Raw genomic sequence first — 14357 nt, forward strand, 5'->3', positions numbered from 1 at the left:
GCCTGAATAAGAACAGGCTAACCGGAGTACGACATTTTAACTTTGCTAGAACACGACATTATCGCTTTGCGCTGACATACGCAGTGCGCATAATGTATATTATGTTAAATAAGATATCAGGTTACGCATCCAATCCCGTTATTCCTTTATTCACACCTCTCCTTCTCCCATTTGCGTCTCTTCACCATAATGAATGGCTAACCAGACTGTTGGTTCGTCAGCACTTGTCCATTCGACACGATGCCTGCACAACGCCGGTATATTCACGAAGTCTCCCGAATTTATCACGCGCACTTCTGTTTCGTTTTCAAATTTCAAACCCGCCGAACCCTGGAGCACTGTGACCCATTCACTTCGCGGCTGACTGTACCAGAAACCAGGCGGACTCGCCTGACCGGTTGAAATAATCCTCTCAATACGGATATCTGGCCGCGTCAGCAATAACTCGAATGTTTCTTCCTTTCCGTCCTGCGCACTGATAGGAAAATGGCTAAAGAGATTCGTCACCATGATATCCACCTTTTGGGCTGAAAAATCGCATTCTGAACTGATCGCGCTAGGTGAATTCTGAAATTACAGCAGTACCATAATGCTGCAGATTTTACGTAGCGCATCCATTTTTCAGCACCTCAAAGCTATAAACCGGCATACGCCTTCTCGACTTTGGCCATATATCTCGGAGCCTGCGGCGCCGGATGGTACTGGCGGACATGCCAGTTAAAGGCCTCTGGCGACAGCTGATTAATCATCTGAATCGCGGTCTGCCGGTTCGCAGAGAAAGTTCGCAGCAATGCCCCGGCACCATTGGCATATGCCACTTCGGTTGCATATCGACGTGTCAGCGGATCATTGATCCAGTTGAGTTGCTGACGCTGCAATGCGCTGATGTATGCCGTTCCCAGGTCAATGTTGGTTTCCGGATCCAGCAAATCGTCATCATCAGGACATCCGCGTTTACCTTTATAACGATATGCATCGCAACCGCTGGTTGAGGCTTTAAGTTGCATCAAACCAATGGCGTTTGAAGGACTTACAGCTTTTGGATTAAAACCAGATTCGACCTGAATGATAGCCTTAACGAGTTTACGGTCGACTTTATACTGGTCAGCGGCATCCTCAATTTCATCATCGTAGGCATGCGAATCGTATTTCTTATACTTGGGCTTACTCGAGCAGCCAGCCAAAATCATCAGCATGATAATCATACTGAGTCTGAAAGGTTTTTTTTGTAGAGAAATCATGAATTTCCACGGTTTAAATAAGTGAGTCTCAGCGCTGATAAGATACCGTTATCATCCCTCAGGATCATGCATAAATCTGTTTTTTTTTACCCCAAAACTTGTGACCGGCATTAAAAATTTGGCATCTGCGCCCTTTTCTTGCTAATTACTGCCAGGGCCCAGGCTTATCTGATACACTTTAATTCTGGCTCATTATGTATGAAAGGTATTTTTAACGCCATGACGGCAATTCTGATTATCGTCCCTGACGGGGGCATGTTATTTGAAGCGGCGGGCATCGCCGATATCCTTATGCAGGCCAATCAGCTGTTGCCGGATGCTGCCTCAAATTCACCTTATCAGGTGACGGTGGCAACCACGCAACCGCACCGCGTAGTTCATGGTGTTTCAGGCCTGAATCTGCTGGCCGATCACCGGCTTTGCGATCTCGACCCTACGCTGCCCCGGGACACAATAATGGTCACTGGCAAAGGGCTGACTGAGGAAGAAGGTTCGAGCGTTGTCAGCTGGCTGCAACAAGCCGCACCCCATGCGCGGCGCGTGGTGTCTATCTGCGGCGGTGCCATGCTGCTGGCTCACGCCGGGCTGCTCAATGGTCGCCATGCCACCACACACTGGCGGTTGCTTGATACTTTGCAGGCGAAGTTTCCGCTGGTCAAAGTCGAGCGCGGGCCGATGTATGTTCAGGATGGAGAGATCTGGACATCGGGCGGTGTCAGTTCCGGCTTTGATCTCACTCTGGCACTGGTCGAAGATGACCACGGTTTCAGCGTTGCCAAAAACGTCGCGCAGAATCTGGTGATGTTTCTCCGCCGTCCGGGTGGACAGTCTCAGTATAGTCGCTATCTTTTGAATCAGGCCAGCGAAGGCCCTATTCGTGAACTTCAGGCCTGGCTGCCGGAAAATCTTAACGCCGATTTATCCGTTGAAGGTTTGGCCGGGCGAGTGGCAATGAGCCCGCGTAATTTTACCCGGGTTTTCACACGCGAAACGGGTATCACGCCGGCGAAATATGTCGAAGAAGTTCGCCTCAATGCTGCCAGACAGCTTCTGGAACAAACAACCCAGGACATCGGGCAGATTGCAGTGATCACAGGGTTCGGTGGCGGCCTTAATTTACGTCGTGTTTTTGAAAGAAATTTGCAACTGACACCCACAGAATACAGAGAACGCTTTTGCTCACGCATGTTGGCGTAAATAGATCTATTGTTGTCATTTACGCCAACCCTCCTCCGGACTATATTAACCGCAAGTCAGATAACTAAGGAGTTCATCATGGTCAAAGTTGGTATTAACGGATTCGGCAGGATTGGACGTAACGTTTTGCGCGCTGCAATCGGCCGCGATGATTTTCAGGTTGTCGCTATTAACGACCTGACTGACAGCAAAACACTGGCCCATCTTCTCAAATATGATTCTCTCTCCGGCACATTACAGGCAGATGTAAAAGCTGGCGAAGGTCAGTTACAGGTCGATGGCAAGACTATCCGCGTGTTCTCTGAAAGAGACCCCGCCGCTATTCCCTGGAGCAGTGTGGGCGTTGACATCGTCATCGAAGCCACCGGTTTATTCACTGAAAAAGAAAAAGCGGAAGTTCATATCACCAAAGGCGGTGCTAAACGCGTCATCATTTCTGCTCCGGCCAAAAACGACGACATCACTATTGTGATGGGTGTAAATGATGGCCAGTATGATCCGGTAAAACATAAAGTCGTCAGTAACGGCAGCTGCACCACCAACGGTCTGGCTCCTGCAGCGCAGGTTTTGCATCAGACATTCGGCATTGAACATGGACTGATGAATACCACGCATGCCTATACCAACAGTCAGGCGCTGCATGACCAGCCGGAAAAAGATTTACGCGGAGCACGCGCGGCGGCTGTTTCGATTGTTCCCTATTCCAGCGGCGCGGCAAAAGCTATCGGCAAAGTCATCCCGGAACTGGATGGTCGTATGACGGGCTATTCATTGCGTGTGCCGGTCCCCGTGGTTTCTATCGTTGACTTAACAGTGAATTTGAAACGTGAAGCCACCGTTGAGGAAATCAATGCCGCTTTCCGTAAGGCGTCTGAATCCGGTCCTCTGAAAGGGATCCTCGGTTACAGCGAAGAACCTCTGGTTTCCAGTGATTATCGCGGCGACCCGCGCTCTTCTATTGTCGACGGGCTTTCAACGCTGGTGATTGGCGGCAAACTGGTGAAGATTCTGGCCTGGTATGACAACGAATGGGGTTTTTCAAATCGCCTGGTCGACCTGGCCCTGTTGATGGAAAAACGTGGTTTATAATCCCTTTAGTTCCTGCGAGACCAATAACAGACACCGCCGTATGGCGGTGTTTTTATATGGCTTACAGACTGTCACCATTATTAAAGAACATTACTGTATGTTGTAACTAATAATACTGTTCCTGCTGATTTTTCAACAGATCCGCCGTGCTACCACTCCCAGTACTGTTGCCAGTTTTTCAATAATCTCCCCCTGATGTCCGATTCCTATCGCACAATGATGCGCGGGTCCTGCACACGACCAGTTTTTGGTAAATTCCCGCGCAGACAATGCAAAACGGTAACGGCTGTTGGTATTACCGATATCCAGGATTTCGCCTTCGACCGACTCCCCTTCAGCGTATTGTAAAATCACCTGATTATTAACGTCTTCGATAACTGAAAGGAAGGTTACCGGCCCTTTGCGGACACTCATCTGAATTGAAATTCCTTTGCCCGGTTTGCCGTGATAAACAGGCAAAGGAACCAGCCGTACGTCACCTTCCGCCATCACAGGATGAGCCGGTCCGTCATGGCCCCACAGCACAACGTCATCATCAAAATCAATGCCGTAGGGCTCTGAGAATGATCCGCCCGCCCCGAGCAACGACATGATTTTCATCGCAATAACATTCTTGATTTCATACTCCCCGGCAACAGGAATATTCCGCCCTGTCAGCAGCGTATTACCGAGGATCACCGACGTCACAATATTCTCATAAGCATTGCCCGGCGCACCTTCATAGTAATAGGCCAGAGCATCCAGTCCGTTATTGCCGACCAGCTGATCAAGCGCGACGGCGGTTGTCACTGCCCTTTCCAGCTCGGTTTTATCGCAACTGGCATCAATGCGGAGACTTTCCCCGACTTCCTGCTGTTTTGCTTCCCGTTGTCTGTCGCTGACCTGCTCACGCAAACTGTTCAGCTCGCACATCTCAAGCGGTTTAAAGCGGACGCCCAATCTGGCCGAAAGATTGGTCATGTTGGAATACACATCCACCATACCGTTGTAATAATGCCCCAGCACACCCACAGTGCTTTTACTCAGCTGATTTTTCACAGTCATCGCAGTCAGCCATTGCTGTGTTTGCTGCCAGACATACGGATCATTATTGAGTGCGCCGACTATCATTTCGTAAGTAATACCCGCGCGGTTAAACACATTAGCCAGCTCCGGTGCGCTGCATGCCTGACAATGTGCCAGCCATTCGCCGGTGCGCGCTCCGCGATCGGTCATCTCGCGGATAATTTGATACGGAAGATTACGTTCAGGCTGAAGTGCCAGGATCAGCACCGGAACCTGAAATTGCTGCACCAGCGGCAGCACCGTTGAGCTCAGTGCATAAGTACTGATAGCGATAACAATAACGTCAGGGGAAATCTGTTTCAGCTCGCTGGCCAGCGTGTCACTTTTTTCCACGCTGTCGACCAGCCCGCCGTTATGAATGATGACTTGCGGCGAAGCCAGCTTCTTCTCGATCTCATCAAGATAACCGGTCAGCCGCGCTTCCAGTCCGGTGAATTGTGGCCAGTAGGTATTCAACCCTATCCCGAATAAGGCCGCGTTAAGCGGTCGTGAATTGCGCATCGTTTTTCCTCAACTGTGAATAACCCGTTGAGGATGAGTCTAAGGAGAGAGATGCCCTTGTACCTTTGCGTGAAGGCCAAAAAACTAAGATGTGTGGCAAAAAAATCACAAAATTAAAAATCTGGAAGCAGGATCGCAATTCGCCGAAGAACTTCCCGGCACTGCTCAGCGCCGGGAAAACGAGGATTCATTCTTCCTGCGGGCCAATCTGCATAAACGGGTTATACGCAATTTCCCATAGATGTCCGTCCGGATCGGCGAAATAGCCTGAATATCCGCCCCAGAATACTTTTTGCCCGGGCTTAATCAGTTTGCCGCCCGCTTTCACCGCCTGCGCTAATACGGCATCCACTTTAGCTTCACTGGGGACGGTTTGCGCCAGTGCCATCCCCCGAAATCCTTGCCCGTCTGCGCTGACCTGCGCATCCTTTGCCAGCTCCTCCCAGGGGAATAATGATAACCAGGCACCGGCTAATTCGAAGAAGCTGACGCCGTCAGAATCGATAGCCACTTTCGGGAAGCCAAGCCCGTGCTGATAAAACTCGGTGGCGACGGCTAAATCTTTAACGCCCAAAGTGATCATGTTGATGACAGGTTGCATCGTTATTCTCCGTCAGAGGGATAAAAGTAGTGATGAGAAAGGCCTTTCTGACAGCATAAATAGTTTCTAAATACTTTGCTTAGATCCTGCTTCCACTTGTCTCAAAATGTTAACAACCGCCTCCCTTTTCTGGTAAATGTTGCCCATCATGCTACTCTGACGCGACTAAAAACTTGCTTACGCTCCGACAGTGAGGAACCAGTGACCACATTACGCCGCCGCCCGGAAGCAACCTCTCCCACCGTTCGTTTTTTACCGGAAACCATCCATATTGGTCGCCAGTTGCGCACATATTGTGATGCCCGCTTCAAAACCATTGGCCTGACTCTGGCCCGTGGCCAGGTGTTATTACATCTGGAAGCCGCCAATGGCCGCCTGCCACAAGGTGAACTCACCACGCTGCTGGAAGTGGAACACCCGACCGCTATCCGCCTGTTCGACAGCCTGGCAGAACTGGGTCTGCTGGAACGTTGCCCCGGTGAAACAGATCGCCGTTCAAAAGACATTAAGCTGACCGAAGCCGGCACCGAACTCGCCAATCAGGTTCGCAGTATGACCGATGATATTCTTATCCGCGTGATGGAAGGCATTGCGCCGGAAAACGTTGATATCGCACGCGGCGTTCTCGCCTGTATCACAGCCAATATCGCCGCACTGTAAGTGGCGTTTTGCTTCCATAACTCAACGCTATTACAACGTCCGAACGGATGACCAATAGCCAGATGATCTGGTTTATATTGCGAGGTTTTGAAAAAACACGAAAAAGCACAGGAATAACCGGCTCTTCCGTGAGCCAGTTGAGGGTTTACTGAGACGATTTGCTGCCCAGATAGCGGTAAACCACCGCCAGATCCTGATCGCCGTAACCGCCATCAACGGCACTTTGCCAGGTCTGACTGATGCGTTTCATCACCGGTAACTCAAGCTTGCTGCCCGCATCAATCGCCAGATTGATATCCTTCAGCGCCCAGGTCAGTTGCATCTGCGGGGTATAATCACCGCTTTTGAACATCTCCATTTTACCTTTGATATAAGGCGCGGCCAGCGGCCCTCCTTCCAGCACATTCCACAGATCATCGGTAGTGAATCCCAGCTCTTCTGCCAGCTGCGTGCTTTCTGCAATCCCTTCCATCATGGCAATCAGCCAGGCATTGACGACCAGCTTCATTTTTGAGGCACGCCCGGCTTCGCCCAGCCATTTGGTGGCTTTAGAAATAGCAGCAAAAACCGGCTCCACCGCAGCACCCTTTTCGCGATCGCCGCTGGCAAGCACCACAATCTGCGCCTGTTCTGCCGGCGCTTTCGTGCCGGAAACCGGTGCATCAAAGAACACGACATCCGGCCGTTGCGCCTTAATCAAGGCAATCAGAGATTCGGTGCCTTCCACGCCGAGCGTCCCCATCTGCGCGATAATCCCGCCCTGTTTCAGACCGGCAAGCAAACCATTATCCCCCTGATAAACCTCCAGTGAGGTTGCCGCGTCAGACAGCATGGTGATCACCACATCCGCGCCCTGTACGGCTTCACGCGGAGTCAGTCCACGCAAAGCGCCAGCAGCCACTAAATCATCACCACGGGAAGCCGTACGGTTCCACACGCGAGTGGTGAATCCTTTTTTAATCAGATTTGCGGCAAATGCATGCCCCATTGCGCCCAGTCCCAGCACTGCGACGACGGGTTGTTGCTGACAGGTTTGCTGACTCATGCCTTACTCCTTGCGTAAACAATCAATAATGTAAAAAGGCTAACACCACAGGACTTTACCGCGATAGTGGCTTCTGTAAGCGAATGCAACAGAAAGGCTGATATTACTTAACCTATGCCGACTAAGTGGCGTAACATACGCGCTTTCGTGCCTGGGCGTGGCCGTGATTTATCCGGGCAGCTTATGATTTGACTGATAATATTCAGGAGTAGCAAGCATTATGAGTAAAGTCGTTTTAATCGGGATCATTTCAGTCATTTTTGTATTGATGGTTTTGATGCTGGGTTCCGTCTACGTTTATCCGTGGTGGATGCAGCGTTCAACTGAAGGCGCATGTGCTCAGTTAACCAAAGATAACGCCATTGATACCGTGACCCGTGACTATATGGAAAACCGCATCCCGAACTGGGGTAATGATAAAGACAACATGGGGACGTCCGTGCCGGTTCTGAACTTTATCAGCGATGACGTGAAAGAAGACAAAGGGACTTACAACATCCCCTTCAGCGCTAAAGGCCCGAATGGTACGCTGAGTTATGTCGCGCACTTCAACTGTTCCAACCATTATGTGAAGTATTCCACCGTCGAATAAGTGTTTCCCTCCCTGTCTTCGGGGAGGGTGACCTATTTGTAAGTAATAAAAGATCTGATTTTATTTCTCTTTGTAAAAATGCGAATTAAAATGCAAACCGTTATCATTTGCATTTGTTGCTTTTTTTCTCAGGGAAATGTTCACATGTCTTCTAATACAGCCCCACGCAGGACTGTCTGCGGATTGAAAAAATCCGTTCTCGCACTCGCTATCCTCCACTGCACCCCCCTTCTGGCTGCCACGCCAACGTCTGAAGAATCGATTATCGTTAACGGGCAGACAGACAGCCTGGATACGACCGATTACGGCGCGACGCAAAGTTCAACGGCCAGCAAAAGCGATACTCCGCTCAATGAAACGCCGCAATCGGTCAGCGTGGTTACGCAATCCATGATCCAGGATTACGACGTCACTTCCCTGGATGACGCGATGAAGTTTGTCAGTGGCGTCACTCAGGGCAATACGCTGGGCGGTACGGAGGACGGCTTTGTTAAACGCGGGTTTGGCGCGAACAGTGACGGCTCAGTTCTGATTGACGGCGTGCGCAGTAATCAGGGGCTGGGCTTTGACTCGACCATCGATCATATTGAAGTGCTGAAAGGATCGGCTTCCCTGCTGTATGGGATCCAAAATCCGGGCGGCGTGATCAACATGATCAGCAAAAAACCGCAGTATGAATGGAATACCCGGGTCAGCGGTCGTACGGGCGGATTTGGCGGCGGCGCGGGTACTCTGGATGTCACCGGCCCGCTTGGCAACGGTTTTGCATTTCGCATGATTGCAGAACGTCAGTACGAAGATTACTGGCGCAATTTCGGCAGTAACTCACATACCCTGCTGGCGCCTTCTCTGAGCTGGTATGGCGATAAGGCCAGTTTCAATATCAGCTATCAGGAATATAAGTACGACATTCCTTACGACCGAGGTACGGCGTTTATCAACGGCAAACCGGTGGATATTCCCTATAACCGCCGTCTGGATGAACTGGCCAACCATGCCTGGGGCAAAACCAAACGGCTTAATTCTACGTGGGAATATCAGGTCAGCGATGACTGGAAAACCCGTCTGACTTACGCCTGGCAGCAACGTCGTTACGACAGCAATGAAGTTCGCGCCACCGCCGTGAATACCGAAACCGGTGCCGTTACCCGCCGGGCCGATGCCAACCGCGGATTTAACCATCAGACCCGTTATACGTCATGGGATTGGATCGGTAATCAGGACATTTTCGGCATGATGAATGACCTGCTGATTGGCGTCGATTACGAGAAAAACGAAACCTATAAGCAGTATTCCTATCGCGGAAAAACCTTCAGCACGTTCAATATGTACGATCCGGTGTATGGCGTTGAACCCATCACCAACAGCAGTACCTATTCAGACAGCAACAGCAATCTGCGTAACACGCTCTATAACAAATCGGTTTATCTGAAAGACAGTATCCATCTGACGGATAAATGGATCGGCGTGGTCGGTGGCCGATATCAGCACTACAACCAGAAACAAACGTCGGGATTTGTGACGCCGACGCAAAGTCTGGACGATACCGATAACAAGTTCCTGCCACAGGTCGGCGTGGTTTATAAAATGACCGATGACCTGTCGTTTTACGCCAACTACAGCAAATCTTTCACCCCTTCCACAGATACCGACGATGACGGGAATGTGGCAAAGCCTGAGCTGGGCACCACCTATGAAGTGGGCAGCAAATGGCAGATTTCGCCGCGTCTGGACGCGACGCTTGCGGTATATCGTATTGATGAAGAAGATATGTCGGTCTATATCAATGGCGTGACCCGCAACATTCCGAAAGCCCGCTCTGCCGGTGCGGAACTGGAACTGAACGGAGAAATTGTTCAGGACTGGAATATCACGGCTAACTACAGCTACGACAAAACCGAAATCACCGAAGATAATGTCAACAAATCCAACGTTGGCAACCGTCTGGTGAATGCGCCGACCAATATGGGCAGTCTGTATCTGAGCCATACGATGCGCTGGCAGATTTTACCGGGGGATTTCCGAGTGGGTGGCGGCGCGCGTTATGTGGGCAGCCGTGCGGGCGATCCGGAGAACAGCTTCACCATGCCTGATTACACCGTGGCGGATGCTTTTGTCGCCTGGGATAATCAGCTGCTGGGCAAACATACTCAGATCAAACTGAACGTGAACAACCTGTTCGACAAAGAGTATTACTCTTCCAGCGCAGGCAACTTACGTGTGATTGAAGGCGAACCGCGCAATGTGGTGTTGTCGGCAGCGGTGGATTTCTAAGGCTCTTGATTTCTAAGACCTTCGTTTCTAAAATTTTGGTTTCTAAGACAATACCGGCACAGCGTTGTGCCGGTATTGTGCCGGTTTATTTTGAATGGCGTTATTTTGCTGTTTTAGCGGGCAACGTCGCCCAGTAAGTGCCGCTGAAAGGGATCGGCAGGAACTGAGCATAAAGATCTTTCATCGTCTGTTGTGGGTCCACATCAGCGAATAACTGCGGATACATCGTTTTCGCAAACACTTCCACATCCACCATATGATAAGGGCTCAGGTAGAAGTTATGCCAGACGCTGTAAGCACGCCCTTCCCGCACGGCTTTCAGCGTGGATAACACCGGCTGCTTATCCATGACCTCACGGAAACTCTGCTCTGCCTGCTGTTGCGTCACCTGCGGCCCCAGCATCAGATTAGACACCCTTTTACCTTCAGGGCCCGCCATGCCAGTGGTGATATACACATCAGGATCCGCCACGATCACTTTCTCAGCATTCAGGTCACCGTAAACGCCTGCAAATGCGCCTTTGGCAATGTTGTCTCCGCCAGCGAACGCCAGTAAATCTGCCAGATTGCCGTGAGAAACGGTCGTACAACAGCCTTCGCGCCTGCCGAGATGTAACTGCAACATGACAGTCGTCCGCTTCCCCTGATAAGCAGCAGTACGCTCGCGGATCCTGTCCATATGCTGCTGATAAAAGGCGATAAACCGCGCCGCCTTTTGCGGATTATTCAGCACATCGCCCAGTAACTTCACACCGGGAATGGTGTTATGCAGTTGATCTACCCGCAGATCGACGTAGATCACCGGGATCTGCGCATTTGTCAGGGCGATTTCCATCTGGTCACGGTCAGTTTGTTTTTTAGCATACACCGGCAGGATCACCAGATCCGGCTTAAGCGCAATCACCTTCTCGGCATTGATCTGCGTGAAGTTGTTCTGGCCGAGCAGTGGAATATCGGCAATTTGCGGAAAGGCTTTCACATACAGCGCCCAGCTTTGCGCATCGAGCTGCGCCATGTCTCCCGGCCACCCCACCACGTGCTGCACCGGATTGCCGTCCTGAATCAGTGCCAGCGTGTAAAGCATCCGGCTCTCACCCAACACGATACGCTGCGGATTATCCGGCACTTCCACCGTCCTGTGAGTATATCCGTGACCGTTCTGGCCTGCGCCAGACCAGCCATGCCTTGCCCCACGAATAACAGGCAGGAAACCCACAGTGACGTACTGAATTTACGCATAACACCCCTGAATCTATAACGACGGGATCAACAAAAGGTCGATCAATAGCAAAGGTTGAGATGATAATGATTATCGATTAATGTCGCAATGCACAGGAGCGGGACGATGACAAAACGGCAACAGAACAGCAGCAGAGATAAAGTCAGCGCCCGCAGCGACGCCGGAGCGTAATTCGACTACACTGGTAGCCACTTTCCTCACAGGATGCAGTAACCATGAAAAGACTGACTCAACAAGATATGACGGAAAGCGAGCAGCGTGAGCTGAAAACTCTGCTGGATAAAGCCCGCAAAGCACAGGGCCGTGAACTGACGAATTCGGAAAATAACCGAATCAAAGATGATTACATCGATACATTGATGGCAGAAAAAGAAAAAGTGGCCGCTAAAGCCCGTGCTGAAAAACGTCGTAATAAAGCCGTTCCAAGTACCTCCGCAACCTATGACTGGACAGCCCGCACCCATCCGCGTGGCCGTCGTTAAGCATTAACAGAGCCTCTGCGTTCCTCACGCAGAGGCCACAGCGTTAAGCCTGACCCGCTAATAACGTAAAACCGTGTGTCCCGTCCTTCTCCAGCTGCGCCACTAAACCATATTCCCAGTCGAGATAATCCTGCATGGCCTGCGGGCTGACATGAGTCCCTTCATACGGACGCTTATAGCGATCCTGCGCATTGTCAAGATACTCTGATTCGCCGCGCTCGAGAGGCAAACCTGCCGCAATCCAGCCTACCGTTCCCTTTTCCAGCAAATAAACCTCTTTACCCGTCAGCGCAGCCACTTCAGTGACAGCGTAACGTGCCAGTAATCCGCTGGTGCAGGTGATCACCCAGCGCTGTTTATCAGGCTGTGCGGCGATAATCTGCGGGATGTTAGCGCGTGTCGTCCAGACAGCACCGGGAATGCGCCGGTTGAGGAAGTTTGCGCTGGTGGTGAGATCAAGAACACCGGTATTTTCGTCGCTCAGCCAGTTCAGCAGTTGCTCCGGTTTAACGGACTCTACCGCCGGAGCAGGCGCCACCCGCGCCTGCCAGTCGCCCTGCTCAGTCAGATTTTCTGGCTGCACGTCGGCGACGTACACCTCCCAGTTCATTTGCGCCAGCCACGAGGCCGCCATCCGCGCACGTACGCCGTCATTATCCACCAGCACGATGCGGGCACCGCGCACTGACGCCGTGTGATCGGTTTCCTGAACCAGTTGACCACCCGGAACATGGCGTGATCCGGCCAGATGACCGGCACGGAATTCCTCGGCAGTGCGCACATCAAACAGATACAGCGTGCGTGAATCATCGCTCTGCCAGTCATGAATTTGTGACAACGTCACCGAGCGGACACCAGCCCGAATCGCCAGCGCCTGCGAACCTTCCAGGGCAAATTCCCTGGCGCTTTCGCTCAGTTGCGGGAAATGCGCCAGCTGATTATTGGCCAGGGTCTGACCCGCCAGCGTCCAGCCAATGGTTCCGTTACGTAAAGCAGTCACCGGCTGAGTCACCCCCGCATTGATCAGCGACTGCGTGCCAATAATGCTACGGGTGCGTCCGGCGCAGTTGATGACAATATGGGTTTTCTCATCGGGCACCACATCGCGAATACGCAGCGCGAGTTCGCCGCCGGGAACGCTGACTCCGCCCGGAATACTCATGGTCTGAAACTCGTCAAAACGGCGAACATCCAGTACAGCGATATTTGCGCCCTGCTGTTGCAGCGCCAGCACCTGCTCAGCACTCAGTGACGGCGTGTGGTAATGGTGTTCCACCCATTCACCAAAGGCTTTACCCGGCGCGTTCACATCAATAAAAATTTCGCCGCCTGCTTCGCGCCAGCCAGCAAGATCACCGGCCAGCAAAGCGATATTCTGATAACCCAGTGATTTCAGAAATTCTGCCGCACGCACGGCTTTACGCTCGCCGCGGGCCTCATCGTAAAACTCGCCGTTATCGTACAAAGTAATGGCCGTGCGGCGTTCAGGAATACGATCCAGCACATCCAGTTCCAGCTTCGACAGGGAAAGATTGGCGGCAAACAGCGGATGTCCGGTGGCAAATGCCGCTTCCTCACGCACATCAACCAGTGCCACTTCCTGCCCTTCGCGCAGGGCATCATGCAGCTTCGAAAAATGGCGCAATGGCCACGAATGCAAATCAGTCATGAGTTTTCTCTTTGGACAGATCCCAGATATTGGGAAGATATGAAGCGGAATAACCGGAAATAAAGGTTTTCTCAGTCCCGTCTGGCAGATACACCGCCCGCGAGACCGCCCCGATATTGTCGCCGTAAACGTGAATACTGACCGAAATACGGTCGCTGTAAACATTGCTCACCTGATGGATATCCAGCACATCCGGCGCGATTTTCTCGACGTCTCCCGGTTGCAGCGTGACGGGTTTGCCTTCCGGTTGCAGTGTGCCGTCTGGATGGTGAGCATAGTTCTGACTGACTTCTGCGCCCCGCAGCATGCCAATCAGCCCCCAGACACGGTGGTCATGAATGGGCGTTTTTTGCCCCGGCCCCCAGACAAAGCTGACGACAGAAAATCGCGAAAGCGGATCGGCATACAACAGATATTGCTGATAATGCTCAGGATGCGGTTGAGCAAACGCCTCGGGCAGCCAGCCATCATGGCGGATAAGTTCGCCCAGCAGATGACTTCCCTGCGCCAAAATTTCTGTCTGCCCGTGCGGTTCCTGCACCAGCCGCGTGAAATCCGCCAGGAATTGTCGCAGCGGCGCTACCTGTAATGTTGTCATCGCTTTCCTCTTCACGTTGGCTCATCAGCGTCATATCAACACCGTTATCACCACAGGCTAGCACCGGCGAAACACAACCAAAATTCATTTTATGGATAAGCTA

13 protein-coding genes and 1 pseudogene are annotated in these 14357 nt (G+C 51.7%); 6 read left to right on the forward strand and 8 right to left on the reverse strand.

Annotated elements, in window-relative coordinates:
* Positions 1–150 precede the first annotated feature (150 nt).
* Together D6C13_RS11640 and D6C13_RS11645 are read right to left on the reverse strand one after the other, a co-directional pair.
* Entirely contained in the window at positions 151–510 is a 360-nt protein-coding gene (locus tag D6C13_RS11640) for a cupin domain-containing protein (protein ID WP_120132911.1), read from the reverse strand.
* A 125-nt stretch (positions 511–635) separates the two neighbouring features.
* A complete protein-coding gene (locus D6C13_RS11645; protein WP_120132912.1) occupies positions 636–1241 on the reverse strand; it encodes a transglycosylase SLT domain-containing protein in 606 nt (201 codons plus the stop codon).
* Between the two features lie 219 nt (positions 1242–1460).
* On the opposite strand from D6C13_RS11645, the gene D6C13_RS11650 reads away from it, so the two are divergent.
* Positions 1461–2438 (forward strand): GlxA family transcriptional regulator, encoded by a 978-nt coding sequence (locus D6C13_RS11650; protein ID WP_120133037.1) that lies wholly within the window; start codon positions 1461–1463, stop codon positions 2436–2438.
* A gap of 78 nt (positions 2439–2516) precedes the next feature.
* Positions 2517–3527 carry a type I glyceraldehyde-3-phosphate dehydrogenase gene (gap, locus tag D6C13_RS11655; protein WP_120132913.1) on the forward strand — a complete coding sequence of 337 codons (1011 nt, stop codon included), beginning with the start codon at positions 2517–2519 and terminating at the stop codon, positions 3525–3527.
* 132 nt (positions 3528–3659) lie between these two features.
* Here gap and D6C13_RS11660 read toward each other — a convergent pair whose 3' ends face one another.
* Together D6C13_RS11660 and D6C13_RS11665 are read right to left on the reverse strand one after the other, a co-directional pair.
* On the reverse strand, positions 3660–5093 hold the full coding sequence (locus D6C13_RS11660) for an L-fucose/L-arabinose isomerase family protein (protein WP_120132914.1): 1434 nt from the start codon (positions 5091–5093) through the stop codon (positions 3660–3662).
* A 187-nt stretch (positions 5094–5280) separates the two neighbouring features.
* Positions 5281–5694 (reverse strand): VOC family protein, encoded by a 414-nt coding sequence (locus D6C13_RS11665; protein WP_120132915.1) that lies wholly within the window; start codon positions 5692–5694, stop codon positions 5281–5283.
* Between the two features lie 201 nt (positions 5695–5895).
* Here D6C13_RS11665 and D6C13_RS11670 point away from each other — a divergent pair, with 201 nt between their 5' ends.
* Complete coding sequence (locus tag D6C13_RS11670) at positions 5896–6354, forward strand: MarR family winged helix-turn-helix transcriptional regulator (protein WP_120132916.1); 459 nt, start codon at positions 5896–5898, stop codon at positions 6352–6354.
* 145 nt (positions 6355–6499) lie between these two features.
* Here D6C13_RS11670 and D6C13_RS11675 read toward each other — a convergent pair whose 3' ends face one another.
* Positions 6500–7399 carry an NAD(P)-dependent oxidoreductase gene (locus tag D6C13_RS11675; RefSeq protein WP_120132917.1) on the reverse strand — a complete coding sequence of 300 codons (900 nt, stop codon included), beginning with the start codon at positions 7397–7399 and terminating at the stop codon, positions 6500–6502.
* 220 nt (positions 7400–7619) lie between these two features.
* Between D6C13_RS11675 and D6C13_RS11680 the strand changes: the two genes are divergently transcribed.
* Positions 7620–7991, forward strand: a complete 372-nt coding sequence (locus D6C13_RS11680) for a YebF family protein (protein WP_120132918.1) — start codon at positions 7620–7622, stop codon at positions 7989–7991.
* Between the two features lie 144 nt (positions 7992–8135).
* Positions 8136–10265, forward strand: a complete 2130-nt coding sequence (locus D6C13_RS11685) for a TonB-dependent siderophore receptor (RefSeq protein WP_120132919.1) — start codon at positions 8136–8138, stop codon at positions 10263–10265.
* Positions 10266–10365: 100 nt separating this feature from the next.
* Here D6C13_RS11685 and D6C13_RS11690 read toward each other — a convergent pair.
* Positions 10366–11447, reverse strand: a pseudogene (locus D6C13_RS11690) (ABC transporter substrate-binding protein).
* Positions 11448–11720: 273 nt separating this feature from the next.
* Between D6C13_RS11690 and D6C13_RS11695 the strand changes: the two are divergent.
* Positions 11721–11987, forward strand: a complete 267-nt coding sequence (locus D6C13_RS11695; RefSeq protein ID WP_015697358.1) for a YjbD family protein — start codon at positions 11721–11723, stop codon at positions 11985–11987.
* 43 nt (positions 11988–12030) lie between these two features.
* Here the strand turns inward: D6C13_RS11695 and D6C13_RS11700 are convergent, their stop codons facing one another.
* Together D6C13_RS11700 and D6C13_RS11705 are read right to left on the reverse strand one after the other, a co-directional pair.
* Positions 12031–13656 (reverse strand): rhodanese-like domain-containing protein, encoded by a 1626-nt coding sequence (locus D6C13_RS11700; RefSeq protein ID WP_120132920.1) that lies wholly within the window; start codon positions 13654–13656, stop codon positions 12031–12033.
* Positions 13649–14254 carry a cysteine dioxygenase family protein gene (locus D6C13_RS11705; RefSeq protein ID WP_120132921.1) on the reverse strand — a complete coding sequence of 202 codons (606 nt, stop codon included), beginning with the start codon at positions 14252–14254 and terminating at the stop codon, positions 13649–13651. Before D6C13_RS11705 ends, D6C13_RS11700 begins: the two co-directional genes overlap by 8 nt.
* Between the last annotated feature and the right edge of the window lie 103 nt (positions 14255–14357).

This window comes from Rahnella woolbedingensis, from assembly GCF_003602095.1.
GTDB lineage: Bacteria > Pseudomonadota > Gammaproteobacteria > Enterobacterales > Enterobacteriaceae > Rahnella > Rahnella woolbedingensis.